The 18,472-nt window shown below is 53.6% G+C and carries 26 protein-coding genes; 4 read left to right on the forward strand and 22 right to left on the reverse strand.

All coding sequences use genetic code 11. From position 1 onward, the window contains the following. The first annotated feature begins 42 nt into the window (after positions 1-42). Positions 43-789, forward strand: a complete 747-nt coding sequence (gene fpr / locus AAIG26_RS21015) for a ferredoxin--NADP(+) reductase (protein ID WP_343181387.1) — start codon at positions 43-45, stop codon at positions 787-789. Here the strand turns inward: fpr and AAIG26_RS21020 are convergent, their stop codons facing one another. Next, positions 790-1,209, reverse strand: a complete 420-nt coding sequence (locus tag AAIG26_RS21020; protein WP_020455952.1) for a DUF805 domain-containing protein — start codon at positions 1,207-1,209, stop codon at positions 790-792. Between the two features lie 113 nt (positions 1,210-1,322). On the opposite strand from AAIG26_RS21020, the gene AAIG26_RS21025 reads away from it, so the two are divergent. Then, complete coding sequence (locus AAIG26_RS21025; RefSeq protein ID WP_343181388.1) at positions 1,323-1,922, forward strand: YiiQ family protein; 600 nt, start codon at positions 1,323-1,325, stop codon at positions 1,920-1,922. A 107-nt stretch (positions 1,923-2,029) separates the two neighbouring features. After that, positions 2,030-2,797, forward strand: a complete 768-nt coding sequence (gene tpiA / locus AAIG26_RS21030) for a triose-phosphate isomerase (RefSeq protein WP_017459647.1) — start codon at positions 2,030-2,032, stop codon at positions 2,795-2,797. Between the two features lie 40 nt (positions 2,798-2,837). Here tpiA and AAIG26_RS21035 read toward each other — a convergent pair whose 3' ends face one another. The 12 genes from AAIG26_RS21035 to AAIG26_RS21090 all read right to left on the reverse strand — a co-directional run bounded on the left by AAIG26_RS21035 (position 2,838) and on the right by AAIG26_RS21090 (position 11,558). Beyond that, on the reverse strand, positions 2,838-4,142 hold the full coding sequence (locus tag AAIG26_RS21035; protein ID WP_343181389.1) for an SLC13 family permease: 1,305 nt from the start codon (positions 4,140-4,142) through the stop codon (positions 2,838-2,840). 73 nt (positions 4,143-4,215) lie between these two features. Continuing rightward, positions 4,216-4,974, reverse strand: a complete 759-nt coding sequence (locus tag AAIG26_RS21040; RefSeq protein ID WP_045512320.1) for a CDP-diacylglycerol diphosphatase — start codon at positions 4,972-4,974, stop codon at positions 4,216-4,218. A gap of 121 nt (positions 4,975-5,095) precedes the next feature. Further along, on the reverse strand, positions 5,096-6,085 hold the full coding sequence (locus AAIG26_RS21045; protein ID WP_343181390.1) for a sulfate ABC transporter substrate-binding protein: 990 nt from the start codon (positions 6,083-6,085) through the stop codon (positions 5,096-5,098). A 147-nt stretch (positions 6,086-6,232) separates the two neighbouring features. Continuing rightward, positions 6,233-7,195, reverse strand: coding sequence for a 6-phosphofructokinase (gene pfkA, locus AAIG26_RS21050; RefSeq protein ID WP_017459651.1), 963 nt, complete (start codon positions 7,193-7,195; stop codon positions 6,233-6,235). A gap of 202 nt (positions 7,196-7,397) precedes the next feature. Then, entirely contained in the window at positions 7,398-8,282 is an 885-nt protein-coding gene (gene fieF / locus AAIG26_RS21055; RefSeq protein ID WP_343181391.1) for a CDF family cation-efflux transporter FieF, read from the reverse strand. A gap of 246 nt (positions 8,283-8,528) precedes the next feature. Continuing rightward, on the reverse strand, positions 8,529-9,149 hold the full coding sequence (locus AAIG26_RS21060) for a type VI secretion system-associated protein TagO (RefSeq protein ID WP_343181392.1): 621 nt from the start codon (positions 9,147-9,149) through the stop codon (positions 8,529-8,531). Between the two features lie 10 nt (positions 9,150-9,159). Next, positions 9,160-9,492 (reverse strand): zinc ribbon domain-containing protein, encoded by a 333-nt coding sequence (locus tag AAIG26_RS21065; RefSeq protein ID WP_044489538.1) that lies wholly within the window; start codon positions 9,490-9,492, stop codon positions 9,160-9,162. Positions 9,493-9,590: 98 nt separating this feature from the next. Then, complete coding sequence (locus AAIG26_RS21070; RefSeq protein ID WP_343181393.1) at positions 9,591-9,830, reverse strand: ogr/Delta-like zinc finger family protein; 240 nt, start codon at positions 9,828-9,830, stop codon at positions 9,591-9,593. A gap of 294 nt (positions 9,831-10,124) precedes the next feature. Beyond that, a complete protein-coding gene (locus AAIG26_RS21075) occupies positions 10,125-10,310 on the reverse strand; it encodes a hypothetical protein (RefSeq protein WP_020455942.1) in 186 nt (61 codons plus the stop codon). Positions 10,311-10,319: 9 nt separating this feature from the next. Further along, entirely contained in the window at positions 10,320-10,853 is a 534-nt protein-coding gene (locus AAIG26_RS21080; RefSeq protein WP_343181394.1) for a DUF2514 family protein, read from the reverse strand. Then, entirely contained in the window at positions 10,853-11,245 is a 393-nt protein-coding gene (locus AAIG26_RS21085) for a M15 family metallopeptidase (protein ID WP_343181395.1), read from the reverse strand. Before AAIG26_RS21085 ends, AAIG26_RS21080 begins: the two co-directional genes overlap by 1 nt. Beyond that, positions 11,235-11,558: a phage holin family protein gene (locus AAIG26_RS21090; protein ID WP_343181396.1), complete on the reverse strand. Its 324-nt coding sequence runs from the start codon at positions 11,556-11,558 to the stop codon at positions 11,235-11,237. Before AAIG26_RS21090 ends, AAIG26_RS21085 begins: the two co-directional genes overlap by 11 nt. A gap of 606 nt (positions 11,559-12,164) precedes the next feature. On the opposite strand from AAIG26_RS21090, the gene AAIG26_RS21095 reads away from it, so the two are divergent. After that, entirely contained in the window at positions 12,165-12,341 is a 177-nt protein-coding gene (locus tag AAIG26_RS21095) for a hypothetical protein (protein ID WP_313627841.1), read from the forward strand. Positions 12,342-12,549: 208 nt separating this feature from the next. Here AAIG26_RS21095 and AAIG26_RS21100 read toward each other — a convergent pair whose 3' ends face one another. From AAIG26_RS21100 to AAIG26_RS21140, 9 genes are all read right to left on the reverse strand, one after another. Further along, positions 12,550-13,194 (reverse strand): hypothetical protein, encoded by a 645-nt coding sequence (locus tag AAIG26_RS21100; RefSeq protein ID WP_313627842.1) that lies wholly within the window; start codon positions 13,192-13,194, stop codon positions 12,550-12,552. A 3-nt stretch (positions 13,195-13,197) separates the two neighbouring features. Then, positions 13,198-14,196 carry a hypothetical protein gene (locus AAIG26_RS21105; RefSeq protein ID WP_313627844.1) on the reverse strand — a complete coding sequence of 333 codons (999 nt, stop codon included), beginning with the start codon at positions 14,194-14,196 and terminating at the stop codon, positions 13,198-13,200. Positions 14,197-14,347: 151 nt separating this feature from the next. Then, positions 14,348-16,732 carry a replication endonuclease gene (locus tag AAIG26_RS21110; RefSeq protein ID WP_343181397.1) on the reverse strand — a complete coding sequence of 795 codons (2,385 nt, stop codon included), beginning with the start codon at positions 16,730-16,732 and terminating at the stop codon, positions 14,348-14,350. Between the two features lie 2 nt (positions 16,733-16,734). Then, complete coding sequence (locus AAIG26_RS21115) at positions 16,735-16,977, reverse strand: hypothetical protein (RefSeq protein WP_343181398.1); 243 nt, start codon at positions 16,975-16,977, stop codon at positions 16,735-16,737. Positions 16,978-17,191: 214 nt separating this feature from the next. Then, entirely contained in the window at positions 17,192-17,410 is a 219-nt protein-coding gene (locus tag AAIG26_RS21120; protein ID WP_160271554.1) for a TraR/DksA C4-type zinc finger protein, read from the reverse strand. A gap of 88 nt (positions 17,411-17,498) precedes the next feature. Beyond that, the gene (locus AAIG26_RS21125) at positions 17,499-17,747 is read right to left on the reverse strand and encodes a DUF2732 family protein (RefSeq protein WP_343181399.1); all 249 of its coding nucleotides are present in this window, start codon (positions 17,745-17,747) and stop codon (positions 17,499-17,501) included. Continuing rightward, positions 17,737-17,955, reverse strand: coding sequence for a hypothetical protein (locus AAIG26_RS21130; RefSeq protein WP_020455935.1), 219 nt, complete (start codon positions 17,953-17,955; stop codon positions 17,737-17,739). Before AAIG26_RS21130 ends, AAIG26_RS21125 begins: the two co-directional genes overlap by 11 nt. Before the next feature lie 88 nt (positions 17,956-18,043). Further along, positions 18,044-18,271, reverse strand: coding sequence for a phage filamentation protein Fil family protein (locus AAIG26_RS21135; RefSeq protein WP_045512346.1), 228 nt, complete (start codon positions 18,269-18,271; stop codon positions 18,044-18,046). After that, complete coding sequence (locus AAIG26_RS21140; protein WP_233500432.1) at positions 18,261-18,470, reverse strand: DUF4761 family protein; 210 nt, start codon at positions 18,468-18,470, stop codon at positions 18,261-18,263. The genes AAIG26_RS21135 and AAIG26_RS21140 overlap by 11 nt, the downstream gene beginning before the upstream one ends. Positions 18,471-18,472 lie beyond the last annotated feature (2 nt).

Below are 18,472 nucleotides of genomic sequence, written 5' to 3' on the forward strand. Positions count from 1 at the left end.
CAGACACGAAGATAAGGCAACGCTACAGAACAGGAGAAAACCATGGCGGACTGGGTAACAGGAAAAGTCACAAAGGTGCAGTTCTGGACCGATGCGCTATTCAGCCTCACCGTTCATGCCCCCGTTCACCCCTTCACTGCCGGACAATTCGCCAAACTTGGGCTGGAAATTGACGGCGAGCGCGTCCAGCGCGCCTACTCATACGTGAACGCCCCGAGCAATCCCGATCTGGAGTTCTACCTTGTCACCGTGCCGGAAGGGAAACTTAGCCCGCGCCTGGCCGCACTCCAGCCGGGAGACGAGGTGTTACTGGTGAGCGAAGCGGCGGGTTTCTTCGTGCTGGAAGAAGTGCCGGACTGCGACACTTTGTGGATGCTGGCAACCGGCACCGCGATTGGGCCGTACTTGTCGATGTTGCAGGAAGGCAAAGATCTGGAGCGTTTCAAAAACCTGGTGCTGGTACATGCGGTGCGCTACGCGGCGGATTTAAGTTATTTACCGCTAATGCTGGAGCTGCAAAAACGCTATGAAGGGAAACTGCGGATTCAGACGGTGGTCAGCCGGGAAACCCTTTCCGGTTCGCTGACCGGGCGCGTTCCGGCGCTGATTGAAAGCGGTGCGCTGGAAGAAGCGGTCGGGCTGCCGATGGCAGCGGAGACCAGCCATGTGATGCTGTGCGGCAACCCGCAGATGGTGCGCGATACCACACAGTTACTGAAAGATACCCGCCAGATGGCGAAACATCTGCGCCGCCGCCCCGGGCATATCACCGCCGAACACTATTGGTGATCAGCGGTATTTCACATCCAGTGTCTCTTTGCCGTACTTATTTTCCCCCTGAGTGCCCACAAATGCGCCCAGGTCGATGACCATCATGACGATAATCACCACCGGGATCAGACGCCCCACCGTCCACTCCAGCGTACCGCCCAGTACCTGCCAGTTGCCCGACAGCAGCATCCACGCCAGCACCAGCAAAAAACCCCACGCGCCGTGACGCCCCCGGTCATGCAGACGTTTTACCATCACGCAGGTTGTCGGCCAGATCAGGCACACAAGGATAAATGCCGCCATCTGAAAATCGAGCATGCCGCCGTTGGCGAGCGTGAACAGCACCGTCATACTCAATAGCCAGAGGATCATCCAGACCCAAAAATCGCGACGCCCAATGCGCCCTTTAAAAGAGAACAACCACTGCTGTATGCCCATGTAAGGTTCCTTATTATCGTAGTGCCGCGTAGTTTACCCTGGCGGCGGGAGTTTTTGACAAGCCAGCCCGATATCGTTTTAATCGTGAGCAAACTCAACAGAGGGCGATGTGAATGAAAGCATGGCGTTATCCCATTTGGCTGCTCCTTTCCGCGCTGGTTTTCAGCATACCGGCTCATGCAGAAGAGCCGTCGACCGCCACCACTGCGCCCTATTTATTGCCGGGCGCGCCGACATTTGATCAGTCGATTAGTCAGTTTCGTGAGAAATTCAACACCGATAACCCGACGCTGGCGCTCAGTGAATTTCGCGCGGTGGATAGCCGGGGCGATCAGGCGAACCTGACGCGCGCAGCCACAAAAATCAATGATTACCTCTACGCCTCGACGGCGCTGGAGCGCGGTACGCTGAAAATCAAATCGATGCAGATAACCTGGCTGCCAGTGCAAGGTCCGGAGCAAAAAGCGGCGAAAGCAAAAGCTCAGGAGTATATGGCGGCGTTTATCCGCGCCTTTTCACCGACGTTAACCGCCGCACAAAGTACGCAAAAGCTGCAAAAGTTGCTGACTAACGGCAAAAACAAACCTTACTACGCCGAAACGGAAGGCGCGATTCGCTATGTGGTAGCAGACAACGGTGAAAAAGGGCTGACCTTCGCTGTTGAACCGATTAAGCTGACGCTATCTGATTCGCTGGAAGAGAACAATAAATGACAAAAAGCAAAGCCTTTCAGGGGATGAATCTCTATACTGTTTCACAGACCATGCTGCCCTGAGGGGCGGCCATATTCCTTAATTCGCCAAGCGCGTGGAGAGTAAAAATGCGACATCCTTTAGTGATGGGTAACTGGAAACTGAACGGCAGCCGCCACATGGTAAACGAACTGGTTGCAAACCTGCGTACCGAGCTGGCTGGCGTAACGGGTTGTGCTGTCTCAATCGCTCCGCCGGAAATGTACCTCGATCTGGCCAAACACGCCGCTGACGGCAGCCACATTGTACTGGGCGCGCAAAACGTTGACGTTAACCTGTCTGGCGCATTCACCGGCGAAACCTCTGCCGAAATGCTGAAAGATATTGGCGCGAAATACATCATCATCGGCCACTCTGAGCGCCGTACTTACCACAAAGAATCCGACGAGTTGATCGCGAAGAAATTCGCCGTGCTGAAAGCGCAGGGTCTGACGCCGGTTCTGTGCATCGGTGAAACCGAAGCAGAAAACGAAGCCGGTAAAACCGAAGAAGTATGCGCACGTCAGATCGACGCCGTGCTGAAAACGCAGGGTGCTGCGGCATTCGAAGGCGCGGTAATTGCCTACGAACCGGTTTGGGCTATCGGTACCGGCAAATCCGCGACCCCGGCACAGGCACAGGCTGTTCACAAATTTATCCGTGACCACATTGCAAAAGCCGACGCGAAAGTGGCTGAACAAGTGATCATTCAGTACGGCGGTTCCGTTAACGCTGGCAACGCAGCTGAGCTGTTCACCCAGCCGGATATCGACGGCGCACTGGTTGGCGGCGCATCCCTGAAAGCTGACGCTTTTGCGGTGATCGTTAAAGCGGCAGAAGCTGCAAAACAGGCGTAATTCTGTTTTACCCTCTCCCGACCCGGGAGAGGGTTTTACCTCACAATTTCCCCAGCACGCTAAACCACGCGTAATCCAGCGGTAACAACACCAGATACGTCACCACTGCCAGTGCCAGACAGAGCAGCATCCCCGATCTCGCCGGAACTTTGCCGAGCGCCATCGCCACCACAATCGGCGACGCCTGATACGGCAATAGCGGCGTGGAATATCCCAGCACCTGAATCATGATCACTGACAGCAACGGAAAACCGGTGGCGTCGGCAAAACTCTGCGCAAGCGTAGTAAACAGTGCCGGTACGCCGTTAGCGGTCATAATAAAATTCAGGGCGGTGGTAATGCCGGTCAGCGCCAGGAAACTGGTGAACGGCCGCGCCGGATCGAGCGGCATCACATGCAGCAGCGCATCACCAACGGCGCTACCGATCCCGGTTTGCGTCACCGTAATCGCCAGGCCAAGAATTCCCGCCACATAGATACAGGTGCGAATATTCACGCCGCTGGAAAATTCATCACCCGTGATAAACCCCACACGCGGCAGCAGCGTCACGCAGGCGGCAGCTAACCCCGTCCACGCAGGCCCGATGCCGTGCCAGCTTTCGGTAACCCACAACGTCAGCACCACTGCCAGCATCCACGCCAGCCGTTTTTCTGCCCGGCTCATCGGTTCAGAAGGGGCTTGCTCGCGGGGCGCACGTGGCTGACCGGGAAAAAGCCAGCAAATAAGGCCAATCAAGATCAGCCCTTTTAAAAGGCCAAGCACCGGCGTATGCAGCAGCAGATAAGGCACATAGTTAAGATGAATACCGTAAGAGCCTTCTGCCGCGCCGCTCATCACCAGGTTTGGTACGTTAGCGGGCAAAATGGTTGCCGATAACTGGAAAGTGCCAAAACCGACCGCCAGCGCCAGCCCGTACCACGAACGAGTGCCTTCGTGAATACCCGCGCGCGCCGCCATTGCCGCGACGATCGGCATCAACAGCGCTATGCGCCCCATGTTCGAAGGCATCACAAACGCCAGTGCGTAACTGAGCAGTACGACGCTTGCGACCATTTGCAGCCATGAGTCGGTCAGCTTTGCCGATAACGCTCTCGCCGCCCGATCCGCCAGCCCGGTTTTGCGTATTGCCACACCGAGCACGAACCCGCTGAACACCAGCCAGAAAGCCGATGACGCGAAGCCACCAAAGATCACCTCCGGCGGGGCAATTTTCGCCACCATCGCCGCCGTAAAAAACAGCAGCGCGGTGATAAATTCCGGCAATAACGAGGTGGCCCACAAAACAATAGTGATGCCGACAATGACAGAGGGAAGGAACAGAGGGTGAGAAAACCAGAGCGACATGCCTGTCTCCTGTAGTTTTTTTCAGCAAGTCTACGGTGACAGGCAGGCGGAGTAAACGTGAATTATGGTGGGGTTATTTCAGGATATCGCATTGATGATCCTGAATTTCCTCTGCCGATGCGCGATTAAGCGCTAACAGATTACGCTCGGTGGCCAGCAGCACAAACGAGCCATCGGCCTGCTGCGCCAGTGCCAGCGCGAAGCGGCCCATATGCGCTTTTGCTTCCGGCACTTCTTCTGCCAGCATCAAAAACGGACTGCGTTGCACCAGCTCCGCTTCCGTCACGCGGCGCGCTAAATATTGATGACCGAGCAGCCCCCCCGGAAATGCCAGCCACTGGCTGCTGATACGTGCGGCATTGTCATTCAGTTGCGTGCGCACATCAGGACGTAGGCAGGAGATATGAATATGAAAATGGTTCTGTGTGCGCCCGGAGCGTGAATTAATGGTTAAGGAGATGGCGTTGTCCGGCACCGTGCTGCCACGCAGTTTGCTCATCACATCGCGGGATTGCCACGCCTGCCAGAAGAAGTTGGGCGTTGTCGGTTGCAGCAGCAACGGGCTTTCCGTGCCGTTGATGCGGTACGTTGGCATCAGCAAAAACTGCAGCGGCCCATTGCGATCTTTCATCAGCACATAGCCGCCTTTCAGGTTCACCTGGGCGCAGGGTTTTGGCGAGTTATGCTCACGCAGGTTCGGTAAACATTGTTCGGTAACGATATGGCGCAGCGCATCCGGGTTACCGCTGTTTTTAAACCACAACCACGCTCCCGCCGCTGCCAGTAAGGCCAGCACCAACAGAACAATGACGACGCGACGCACTGTTTTCATTTTTTCCGCTTCCTTTGCTGAAAGAACCGGAATGATAGCGCAAATTGCCCGGCAAGTTGAAAATCCTGGATTTTACGCAGACAGAAAAGAAGACGCCCTCTTACGAGGGCGTTTGGGGAGATTAACGTTTACTGATTTGGTCGAACGTACCGCTGTTGGAGAAGTGCTCTTTTTGCGCCTTCGTCCAGCCACCGAACACATCATCAATGGTGAAGAGTTTCAGTTTCGGGAACGCGCTGGCGTATTTCGCCGCCACCTGCGCATCACGGGGGCGATAGAAGTTCTTCGCGGCGATTTCCTGACCTTCCGGCGAGTAGAGATATTTCAGGTAGGCTTCCGCTACTTTCTCAGTGCCTTTCTTCTCTGCCACTTTGTCGACAACGGAGACGGTCGGCTCTGCGAGAATAGATTCGCTCGGGGTGACAATTTCAAATTTGTCTTTGCCCAGTTCGTTGGTTGCCAGCAGCGCTTCGTTTTCCCACGCAATCAGTACATCACCGATACCGCGCTCAACGAAAGTATTGGTCGCACCGCGCGCACCGGAATCCAGCACTTCTACATTTTTAAATAGCGCTTTAACGAACTCCTGCGCTTTTGCCTGATCGCCGCCGTTCTGATGCAGCGCATAACCCCAGGCCGCCAGGTAGTTCCAGCGCGCACCACCGGAGCTTTTCGGGTTCGGCGTGATCACCGAAACGCCCGGTTTAATCAGGTCGTTCCAGTCATGAATCTGTTTCGGATTGCCTTTACGCACCAGGAAAACGATGGTCGAGGTGTACGGAGCGGAGTTGTCTGGCAGGCGTTTAATCCAGTTTTTATCGATACGGCCACGTTCTGCAATCGCGTCAACATCGTAGGCCAGCGCCAGAGTCACCACATCGGCGTCGATACCGTTGATAACCGATGTTGCCTGTTTGCCGGAGCCGCCATGGGACTGACGGATCACAACGTTGTCGCCAGTCTCTTGTTTCCAGTGCGCGCTGAAGGCTTTGTTGTATTGCTCATACAGCTCACGCGTTGGATCGTAAGAGACGTTTAATAACTGGATATCCTTTGCCAGAACGCTGGTGGAAGCCAGCAGTAATGTAATCCCCAAGCCCCATTTATTCATCGCCCGCTCTCTTAAAGTTATCGATTTTGATGTCGTCAGACTGCCAGAAAGGCATCCAATGATTAAAGAATAAAAAAAGATTGGCTATAACTTTGGGGAATAAATGGGGATAAAAAAACGCCCTCGCTATTGAGGGCGTTTTTGCACTTAGTAGAGTTTTTTCGCGCAGTCGAGCCAGTCGCCTTTGAACGGGCGTTTCATGTTCTCGATAGCGTCGATGATGTCGTGATGTACCATTTTTTCGTTCTGAATACCGACACAGCGACCGCCGTAGCCCTGCAACAGCAGCTCGATCGCATAAGAACCCATACGGGAGGCCAGAATGCGGTCGTAAGGTACCGGAGAGCCGCCGCGCTGAATGTGGCCAAGAACGGTAGCGCGAGTTTCACGCTGGGTTTCGCTTTCGATGTACTTCGCCAGCTCGTCGATATCGCAGATATGCTCGGTAATCGCCACGATGGCGTGTTTTTTACCTTTGGCGATACCCGCTTTGATCTCTGCTACCAGGTCTTCACGGTTGAATTCCACTTCCGGCAGTACGATAAACTCGCAACCGCCCGCAATCGCCGCTGCCAGCGTCAGGTCGCCACAGTAGCGCCCCATGACTTCAACGATGGAGATACGCTGGTGAGAAGAAGAGGTGTCACGCAGGCGGTCGATGGCTTCAACCACGGTTTGCAGCGCGGTGAAGTAACCGATGGTGTAGTCAGTACCGGCAACGTCGTTATCAATGGTGCCCGGCAGACCGATGCACGGGAAACCCATTTCAGTCAGGCGCTTAGCACCCATATAGGAACCGTCGCCGCCGATAACCACCAGCGCGTCGATACCGCGTTTTTTCATGTTCTCAATAGCCACGGCGCGGATATGCTCTTCACGGAATTCCGGGAAGCGGGCGGAGCCGAGGAATGTGCCGCCGCGGTTGATCATGTCGGACACGCTGTAGCGGTCAAGTTGGATCATGCGGTCTTCGTACAGGCCGAGGTAACCGTCATAGATACCTGCCACTTCCAGACCTTCTGTCAATGCTGCGCGGACGACACCGCGGATCGCGGCATTCATGCCTGGCGCATCACCGCCACTTGTCAACACACCGATTTTTTTAATCATGACTACCTCTGAACTTAGGAATGCAAAATAAAATTCTGTGGCCCGAAGCGACTCCCCTGTGGGAGCGAACAACTATGCTGCAAATAGTATATCAATCCCAGCTTGCTGAATTGATTCAGGTCAGACCAAATGGCGGTAATTTATACACAAAAAGTTGGTCTGGCTCACTTTTTTACAACGAAATACGAAAGCCTCTACGTGCTTATCGTCCTTGAGGTACTACCGAACAAGGATCCTGATGGATTATCACATCAGAACCCGGGAAACGTTGCAGAATCGCCTGTTCTACCTGCTCAGCAATAAGATGCGCCTGAACGAGTGGCAGGTTATCTTCCATTTCCAGATGTATTTGAATAAAGCGGGTCGGCCCTGACTGCCGCGTGCGAAGATCGTGAGCGCCGCTGACGCCCGGCCAGGAGGTGACAATGGTGAAAATTTCCTGTCGCTCTTCGTCGGGTAAGGCTCTGTCCAGCAATGCCTGAACGGCGTCATACCCCATGTGTAACGCGCTATACAAAATATAGCTGCCAATACCCAGCGCAAACAATGCATCTGCACGATGCCATCCATACCAGGAGAGACCCAGCGCGATGAGAATTGCGCCGTTCATCATAACATCAGACTGATAATGAAGCATATCCGCCCGCACCGCCTGGCTGTGGGTTTTCCGCACGACCCAGCGCTGAAAAGTGACAAGGATCACAGTACTAAACAGCGCGATCAGCGTGACCGTAATACCAATGCCAGCATCACGAAGCGGTTCAGGTTTAGCAAGGTGCTGAATACCGGTCAAAAACAGGAACAACGCCGAACCAGAAATAAACATACTTTGTGCCAGCGCCGCCAGCGATTCCGCCTTTCCGTGGCCGAAGGTATGTTCTTCATCGGCGGGTTGCAGCGAATAGCGTACCACTAACAAGTTGGTTAGCGACGCGGCAATATCCACCAGCGAATCAACCAGTGCCGCCAAAATACTGACCGAACCGGTAAACCACCACGCGAATATTTTAATTATCAACAGTGACGACGCCATGGCGGTCGCCGCAACTGCTGCCCGGGTAACCAAACGCCCATAGGATTGATTCATAAACGCTCCTGCCTGGATCCAGCAGGGATTATAACGAAAGGCAGGCAACAGCAATGGGAAAATTAAGCAGTGGAATTGCGGGCAAAAACCCCCACATCATGTGGGGGAAGACAGGGATGGGGAAAAAACTATCTCTTTAATCAACTGTAATAAATGGATTTATTGCAAAAGCTGTCTACCTGTTGACTACATGTCGACAAAGCGGCCGGGCATCTGCCCGGTGGTCTGTTTAAAAATCTGCGCAAATTATTTCCAGCCGCAGGCTTCCTGAAGCGGCTTAATGGCTTGCGGCAGACCGGCAAGATCAAACGTTGCGCTCACCGTGTTTTCACCATATGGAGTGACCTGAAGAAATAAGCGGGTAGATGTTGCGAGCTCTTTGGCAAGCTCGATCGTGTTGCCCCGGTAAAAGGCTGCCTTGTTGTCAGCAGAGATCCCCCATGAATTGGTTTGTGCTTTCGCTTTATCCAACCTGTACAGTACCTCTGTATCCCCCATACCGAGATATACGCCCCAATTGATAAATAGCTCGGTTTTATTCTCCCGGCATATAACATACAAACCCGGTGTAACCGTCTCGCCAAATTGTGAGCGAATTGGCTGATTAGCAGACAAGCTGAGAGTGACGTTTTTTGAATCATCGACCGGTGATAGTTCTGAATCTATCTGCCATTTTCCGGCGCCTTCCGCTGTTTTATTATGAGCAGTTGCCGCAGGTGGCATAATTCTATCGTAACAAGCCAGACGCCTGTCACTGTTTGTTTCAGACTGGCACGTTGTCAGACCTTCCTTATCAATATTATCCGCAGCATATATTTCCGAAAAAGCCGAAAACAAAAACACCATGAATATAATTATTTTATTCATAATGTATTCCTTATGCTTTCGGTCTGGTCAGAAAAACAATCATGCCGATAATAATATCGCCGATAACCCATATCACCCCCAGGAGCATCACGCCGATGCCCGCGCCAATCGTCGCGCCTGCACGTTCCGCTTCTGTCGTTGCGGCATCGATCACTTCACCACTCCCACCCGCACCGGCAAATAGGCAATAAATCATAAATATGTTGAATATAATAAATATCCATTTTACCGCTTTCCCGAATAATGTTCGTTTCGGTTTTCTTATTTGCTGCCCGCAGGATGGACATTTTAATGCGGAATCACTGACTTCTTTTCCACATTCCGGGCAATGAATTAACGCCATTTTATTTCTCTCCATAGAAATAGTTATTTAACCGGCGTAAAACATAGCAGGTGAAAAAGTTTCGATAAATAAAAAACCCGCCGAAAGGCGGGTTATTTTTATAGCACTAACGATATCTGATCGTCCCCCTTGTGACTTCGCGGGAAAACATCCGGAACCATCGCGCCGGGTACGGTTCTGACTTCATTTAGCGGGCCATCAATATGGGTCATGCTTGTGAAGCAGTAACCGCACGTCAGATTCTGGCACTGGTGATAGCTGCGCCGCACTAATGGGCTTAGTTCGGTGCTGGTTCGGGTCTTTGCCGCTGCGCGGCAACGAGGGCAGCGTAATGCCATACGTGCGCCTCCTTTCTTGCGGGTTAATATCGCCGCAAGTATAACGTCTACGCTGTTGAATCGTCACTTTCTGCCGCCCCGTCGGCGCTCTTCACTTCCGGCGCTGGCGATGTGGTAAACCCGCTGCTGCCCATATAATGAACGCCACGCGTAATCGTCCAGTTCCCGCTGTCGATCAGGGCCTTAAATCCGCTTTTGCCGGCCGCCAAGCACAGTAAACCGGCGTTTACGATGTGCCGGTTCCTTAATGAATACGCACTGTCGCGGGCACTCTGCGAATGCCCGCTGCACTGGTTATTCAATTGTTTCCAGGATCATATACACCGTTTCTTTGCTTACCCCTGCCGGGAAACCGAAGTTTTTAATAAGCAGCGGCAGGTTATCCATCGCTTCCTGATAGTCGAGAAAGCGTGTCGCGCTTGGCCCGGCGGTTACAACGTAGGTGTCTTTTACTACTTTACTGATTTGTGCTTTTTCCATGATGTTTCCTCACTTTTTGACCGTCTTCACGCCGGTCACTGCGTCATATGTCCGTTCACAACTGCGCCCGGCGGTGTAAGCCCGGTCAGCCTCTTTTGCATACTCTCCCGCTGCCGCGTCAGATTCGCGGAGCAAGTCGGCAAGCAATATGCCGGCCTTTTCCCTTGCCGCGCGTTCTGCTGCAAGTGCGGATAGTTTGCCGGTTTCACTTCTGGCGAGGCTGTTTCGAAGTTCGGCGACTGATTTGTGCAGCTTGTCGCCAGCACGCTTAGCAGCATCAGCATCGGCCTGCGCACTTGCCCGTTCCTCATCGGCTCGTTTCCTTTCCGCATCGGCTGCGCGCTGTCGCCGGTGCTCTTCTGCTCTTTCCTGCGCCTGCCGTTGCGCCAGCGCGTTTGCGTCATCCCGATCGCGCTGCGCCCACTTTATCCGCCAGGCGTTATTTGCCTGCATTGCCCCGTGGTGATCTCCCGCCCAGAACAGCGCGATACTTATCAGCACCGTGATGACCTTCAGCCAGTATTGACCGATAAACGACACCATCAGGCCGGGTAACTCGCGTGTGGCAACTGAAAGTGCGGGCCGTCTTTTAGCGTCTGCCAGTCGCCGCCCCACTCGACCGGGATGCCCATTGCTTCGCTTGCCTGCTTAAAGGCGGCGGCGATCGCCTCATAGTATTTCCACTCCCAGGAGCCAGCGTTTGTCGGGTATGCAAACACGTCGATCGCATGACCAGTGATATGCCTGCTTTTCATGGTCTGGCTTGCGCCGCTGGCTACCAGTTGCTTTTGACGCGCCAGGGTTCGCAGCCCTTCGGTCACGCCAAAATCGACCGGCGAAAGCTGCAGCGCTGCCCGCGCCAGCCGCGCCAGATCGGGGTGCACGCCGCGCAGGTTGCTATCGCTGCGCTGGCTGAATGAAAAGTTATTCCCCACTTTTTACTCTCCGATTCCGGCTATCGACGAAACTGGTAATTTTGTCCCGAATTTTTTCCGCGCCCATAAATCCTACGGATGCGCCAACGAGTGTTGCGGAGGTGATCGGCAGGCCAAAGAAATCCAGAGACGTGGCCAGAACCGCCGTCATGACGCCGCAGGCCAGTGCGCCCGTGACGGTCTTCACAACTGGCTGGCCGTCATAAAGGCTCATCAGCGAAGAGAGGCTGACAGCGGCCAAAACCGCATAAATAATGGGCAGATGGGTAGCGATCCATTTCACTGTATTTTTCTCGCTGTTTGAATTGTTCATATCGCGCTGAGTCCCACAGTTGCACAATCTCTCGCTGCGCTGGCGGCCGGATATCAGGCAGATAAACCAACGCTCCTGCCTGTAATTCAGTTGCAGCCGAAATCCCTTTATTTACGTCTCACACCGCCTCAGTTACGCGCGCCAATCTGGTCGAGGGGGCATTTTGTTGCGTCCCGACCGCCACGCGGAAAAATTCATCACTGGCATGTGACAAAGCGCCGGTGATAAGCGGTTGATATTAACCAGTTGGCTTATCATCCCCCCCGATGGCCGCCCGGCGCAAAGCGTTGCTTTTGTCAGAGGCGTGCCACAATCACAGCCGGGATGGTTGTACCTGCGGGCGCGTTAGTCTGCCGCCAGGAATATCGTCGGAGACCTCAGTATCCGCGCAAAATCAGGTAGATAGCGTCATTCAGATTTCGAAAAAATCGGGGTGGGCATCAACCCGATCTATCGCTGGCGACGTCGCTCTGAGTGGGAACGGGCGCGCGTTCGCACGCTTGTGCAGTATCCTCGCCAGGTCGGAAAGCCGGAGAAGATGCCATGTGAGTGCGCGACATTGACCTGCTGGCTGCTGACCGCATCCCGCCGGTGCTGTAGGCCGTCATGCCATGTAATGTCGGCGGGTTCGGCGACTCGGAGAAGGCCGCGAAAGTATTTTTCATCAATGAAATGTCGTTTGTTATGGAAACGCTGAAGGAGTTAAACACCTGGCTGGGGATCGATGTGGTGCGCTTTAATAAATATGCGATGCTGAATATCGGCCCGGAGGGGGGAGGCTAATGCGCGTGAGCGGTCGTAGCCCATACGCAGAAGTCCCGCTTTTTTGTGCAAACTTGCAGAACACGGCTGGCCACACCACATCTGGGCTTATCAGGCAAAAACAGTTTCAAAAAAATTGTGCAAATTTGAGCACTATTGTGCAACTAAAGCAGGGGAGATGAGGGGAAGAAAAGCCGCTCAATTGACAGGAACAGCCTAAGAGATTGGATCACATGTATGCTGCCCGAACCGGAAGCCTGTCTTTGAAAGCCAGATAGTCATAAACAGGCCTGGTGAATGAAAGTAGACACCCACAAACATCATCGTGCTGTGCTGAACGCATCGCAAGTTTCAACATTGAATCTGGTTTCGGATTTTCCTGTAGTTGCTTATAAACTGCATCAAAACCCAACATTCTTACAGATAAAAGCAAAGCGCTTTCAAAAGTCACGACACTATTAATCAAGCGAGAATGCACTGTTGCAATGATAGTTTGGTTGTCCATTACAGCCTGCAAACAACGCTTATCTCCAGTCATGAAGAGGGAGCCTGGGTTTTCCATACAGGAGGCTAAAAGCAATTGCTCACCAATATCAATGTGAGGAACTTTCCCAAGTTCGTTGAATAATTGCTCATTTGTGACCTCTGGTATTTCCTGCACACGATCAAGGAAGTCAGAGACTTTTCTGTAAACCGTATCATTACCACATAGCTTCAACGCTTTTTCAGGTTTACGAGGGGATAACAACTTAAACCGTGCGGAGGGGCTAACAAAAATATCGTGCTCATTTTCATCAAGTATTTCAGGCAGATGCTTAAGCAAATCACACTGCGCAAGTTTCAAAATGACATCATTGTCTGATAAAACGATCACTACTTATGCCCCACAGAGTGCAGTCAGTAACTCCAAATCATCATCATTAATGGAATCCAGATCGATATCTTCCATAAGCAGCCTTTGAACGATTTCTTGATCCACTGGATTGCCCTTGCAAAGGTACTTAAGGGCATTCGTTGCAACACCCCAATGTTTCAGGCTAAATCCATAGTTCAAAACAACATGTGTCGGGTCTATGGAATTCTCTTCACCATAGGCTTTTGCAGCACGGGCAAGACGTTCAGCAGTCAAATACCGCCCTTTTGGCACAATCCTCAAAGATTCTTTTCCTGCCATCAAACCAAAGGCGTAGCTGTTAGCTTCTCCTTCAAGATCAGTCGTGGCTCCAGAATCAATTTTCCTGTCAACAAACACACCTTCGGCGCTGGCCTTCAGATGCCCTTTTGCTATGTGCCCCAGTTCATGGGCAAGGTCGAAAAACATAAAACCGTATTTTTTAGCCTGGGTAAGAATAATGACCGGACGACCGGCACACATAAGCGCCATGCCTGCCATTTTGCAGGCTTTCTGCGGGAAGTTCTTAATGTAGACGACAGGAATACCTGACATGTGGCAGAACCTAACCAAAGCAGGCAGCGTCACGTAAGGTGATGTTTTTAACAACTGCGCGCGTACCGAAGTCCAATCCAAATCAACATCAGGATCGTAATCTATACCGAAGTTACTCGAAACAATTCGTGCTGCTGAATAGGCGATAGCAGTCGCCACAGTGAGATCATCTTCACCCAGATCTACACGATGCTTAAAACGATGATGCCCATCGAAACAGAAACTAACAGAACCTGAATCATCCTTGAGGCTTTCTGGCGCAAGGCTAAAGATACGAGCTAAATGCAGGCTAGCATACTGCTTACCAGCCGGAGTTTCAGCCAAGCTATCATCCCACCACTCTGGTAGTAATGTTTTTATGTAAGCCTGGTTAAAACCAGCATTGCTTATCTTTTCATATATACGACTCATTGGCTTTTGAATAGTCATGAGAGCCTCCGAAGCATTCCACGCTGTATGTAGCAGCAACCTTATTATTTATTAGTTATGACACAAAAACGCGCACACTATAAGCAGAAAACGGCGAAACTCATAACGATTTCGGTTGTGTCTTCAAGGTGCTATATCGACTTAGAGCGGCTTATATCGGCTTAGTTCTGCGAAATTTAGCCTTCATCCTGCTGATCAGGCTGCTGGTCTGCTGCTTTGTCGCCATCACCCACGCCGGTGATTTATCTTCACCGCGCCGGCATGAAACCAGGCGCCCGTCCACCACGCTGTAAACCAGATCACCGCAGGCGATAGCCGCGCCAGCCATCACCGATTTCACCAGCGCCGGGCTGCTCTCCAGCCCTTTGGCCGCCAGCAATTCCGCGATAATCGTTTCGCGTCCTTCTAATATCGGCGGCGGTGTCGGCGTTCCCCGTTTCCCCCTTTTCCGCTTAACGTCACTGGTTAAACGTTGCGCAATTTCCCGCTTCTCTTTGCGCGTCAGCGCATCAACATTCACCGTCGCGCCATCGTAAGCTGACACCGCTATTTCTGCCGGTGCCGCTGCGTCGCTGTCGGCATGTAAATCTCCGTCAAACCCTTGCGCGGCCTGCCGCGTACAGTTATTGACAGAACTCCGAGGGGCGGCGCTGCCGCCTGAAAAGCCCAACTTTTCGCCAGTGTCGTCGGCCTTCAGCTTCGGCACGATTTTGTAAGCGCTGGTGCGGGTAAAAATTAAAGAATCTTTTCCCGCCTGCGGCGAATAGACGCCGGAGATCCGCGACACGTCATCGCCGAAGTCATTGCCGTTTTCCGTGGTTTCATAACTCAGGCGCACGCGCAGCGCGTCGCGGGTGACCAGCGGTCCGCCCTGCGCCGTGATATACCCGGCCCAGTCGCCGCTATCGGCCGCAACGTGGGCCGGTGAAATGTCCGGGTGAAGCGTGAGATCGCGATCGCGCAGGCGGCGAAGCTCGCGATACACCGTGACCGGCGCGCCGCCGATTTGCTGAAACTGGCGAATCGCCCAGCGTGAAGCCCAGGCGCTGACGCGGCGTGACATCGCTTTCAGGTCTTCGCCGGTTTCATCGTCCTTCTCATCGTCCAGCGCGAAGCCATCGATATTCTTTGCAATGTATTTGGCTATGTAGCCCGTCGCGCCGCCGCGCGCGTTGTCGATCGGCACGACTTTAAAGCGGTTCTCTTCTGCGCCCGGCTCGTTGCCGTCTTCCTCCAGCGCGTACTGGCGGAAAGTGGCGCGCGCCAGCCCGACGTGATCGGGGCGCATGAACAGCAATAAGTGCCAGTGTGGTGTCGCGTCGTGGTGCGGTTCCGCAACACGGAAACCGAAAACGCGAATGCCGTGGCGCTTCCACGCGGCGCGCACTTTCGCCCACACGTTGCAAAGGTATTTCTGGGTTTTCCGTGGTGATGCGCCGGTGTATTTGTTGTTGCGCTTGCCGTCATGCTGCATCGCGTGAAACTTTGACGGCGCGGTTAACGTATAGAAATCACCAGCCAGCCCTTGTAGCTGCGCCAGATCTTCAAACCCGCGCATTCTGGTCATCAGTTCCCGGCGGCGGTTCGCCGGGTTCGCCACGCTCCCGGCAACTTTATCGATCAGGGATGTGCGTTCGCCGGTGTCCTGGTCTTCCAGCTCCATCGCTTGCAAAAATCTGGTGTTCGCCTTTTTTTGCGCGTGCCACTCGCTGACGCACGGCGCGCTGGCATATGGCGTGGATTTTTTCTGCACGTAACCGGCGGCGATCAGCAAATGTTCGCGCCAGCGCGCGTGAATACGGCGCAGGCGGTTGAGCCACCATTTGGGCGACTCAAGACGCAGCACAATGCGTAATGCGTCTTCCGCTTCCAGCTCTTCTTTGCAGTAAGCAGACCATCCGGGGATCGGCGTATTCAGATGACGCGCCAGCGAAGCAATGCGGCCATAACCGGAAAGCGCAGCGAACGCCGGGTCACCAGTGCGGGAAAGCTGGTAATTCGACTCGCGTATAAACTCGCTGGTAAAGATATCGACAAGCGTATACGCGAGGCGTTTTAGCTCTTTTTTCCTCGCCCATAACAACCGCAAAAGCTGCTCGTGCACCGGCAGCAGTGCGCCGGGTGTTACGCCCACCGGCAAATAACGTTCGTTAACGGTGTCGATACGGGAAAGGATGTGGCGTTCGAAGATGTTAATCAGCCAGCGGTCGCCAGCCCGGCGATCGCGCGCGTCCAGCGTTTCCAGCTTGCGGGCATAGTGGTGGCGGAGGTACTGCGGCAAAGCCGCCAGGCGGCGGCGCAGGAATTTGCAGCGATCGGGCTTTTCGTCTTCTTCGGCAAGATCGGCAAAGGTGAGCTGTTTTCGCGTGCCGTTGGGGGTGAGATAGCCGAAGCCATCACGCCTGGTGTCTGTTTCCCGCCCTACCGCTGGCCGTGGCTGATTCCACGCGTAAGCGTAACGGGTAGCGTCTTCCGCACTACCCGGAAACGGCGGCGGATCAGATGGCGCGTAACGCCCGCGATTTACTGCGGTCACGACTAATCAGCCTTATTCTGAAGACTCAGCAGCGCGGCATCGAATTTGTCAGCGTCCATCCACACAATGACCGCGGTTTTTTTCAGGCGGCCATAGAGATCCCCCGGCCTGATGCCGGTGGCGACGAATTTCACTTCAGTGTCACCGTTGCGTTTTTTCGCGGCACCAGTTACAGACTGGTGAAGCGTCTGAAACGACAAATTTTCATCACCGATTTCGTTTAAAAGCTCGGTTAATCCGGCCATCAAAAACCTCCTTGTTATCCATCACGCCGCTCACTTCCCCGGCTTTTTTGCGCATCTCTTCTGCCCGCGCCGGCAGATCGCTGCACGCTGATGTAATGCAGCAAGCAGGCTTACGCACCCGGATCATTCACCGGCACGCGCAGGCGCTCTTCGCCGTCATCCCCGATGGCCAAAATAAAAAACGCGGTTGTTTAACGTGTTCCGTGTTGATAAATCATCCTTTGAAATGTTTGCGGTACTCTTCGTAAATGCCCTGGCACGTCACGCACATGACAACACCGGGAACCGCTACGCGGCGCGTTGCCGGTATGGAACCGCCGCCGCATTCGCACATAACACGGGACGCGGCCACCGGGCGGCGGCGGGCTATGATGATTTGCCGCTCCCGCACTTCCTGCCCGCGTTGTTGCACTAAGTCGATGGCGTCCGGCATGGTCAGCCCCTGTGTTTTTCCATCCAGCAGATCAGCGCGATGCTGATGCCGCACAGGAGCACGCCAGCCAGCAAAACGGCGATTTCCATCAGATCGGCTCCCTGACTTCGTTGCGGATAGCCTCAGCCGTGGCGCGCAGCAGCTCAGCGGCTTCTGTGCTGTTCAGCGCGCTGTCGCTGGTATGCGTTGCAAGAAGCGCCAGCGAGTTGGCAGTCACATCGCCGCAGCGCAGGCGCTCTTCTTTGCGTGTGCGCTCCGGCAGGCGGCTGAGGGATGGGCTCGCCACCTGAAATTTCCGCTTTTCGCTATTTCTCATTTGCATGTCGTCATGCTCCATATGGCGAGGAAGGCGCGGCAGCGCGTTGCAACTGGTTGCTGATGCGTGTGCGGGTTGCGTCGATAAATTCCATGACGGCGGGATCGGTGGCTTTAAAAGTCACTTCGCCATCGTGCCGGGTTTTGATGGTCATCCCCTCTTCGACGATGGCCGGAATTAATTTATGCAAAATAAAATTAAGCTGGTCGCGTTTTGACAGTACGGTCACGGTGCATCCCTCTTAATCAGATGAGTTTAACCGCCGTCATATTTAAAAATGACGGAAATACAAAAATGATGTTTAAAAACTGAATGGGTTAGATCGCCTTTTTAAATAATTCGAGCAGCGTGCGTAAAGCCCCCTTTTTTATTTTTCCGGCATAAATAAACGGCTTATTCCTTTCCTTGATAAATTGCACGCGCGTCGGTTCGGGTTTAAAAAATCTTCCGTCTGGCGTTTCAATCCAGCCGCGTGAGTTTTTGAAGTGCGTCACTTTGCAGCCGTGGCGCAGCAGGCTTGCCATCGACGGGCATTCACTTTGCATAGCTGCCACCCCGGCAAATGTTATCAACGGTTCTGATCGCGTCGGCAAGCGCGAAATCACGTCCGTAGTGATTCCCGCCGCTGGAAATAGTGTAAGACGCTCTCTGCGTGAAAGGATTGCGCGGGCATTCCTGAATTGTGAACCCGCGATATAAATAAGCGTGGCGACCTAACTTAATTAACTTAGAAGATATAGTCATTC

It is taken from the genome of Kosakonia sp. PSU_27 (genome assembly GCF_039409795.1).
Classification (GTDB): Bacteria; Pseudomonadota; Gammaproteobacteria; order Enterobacterales; family Enterobacteriaceae; genus Kosakonia.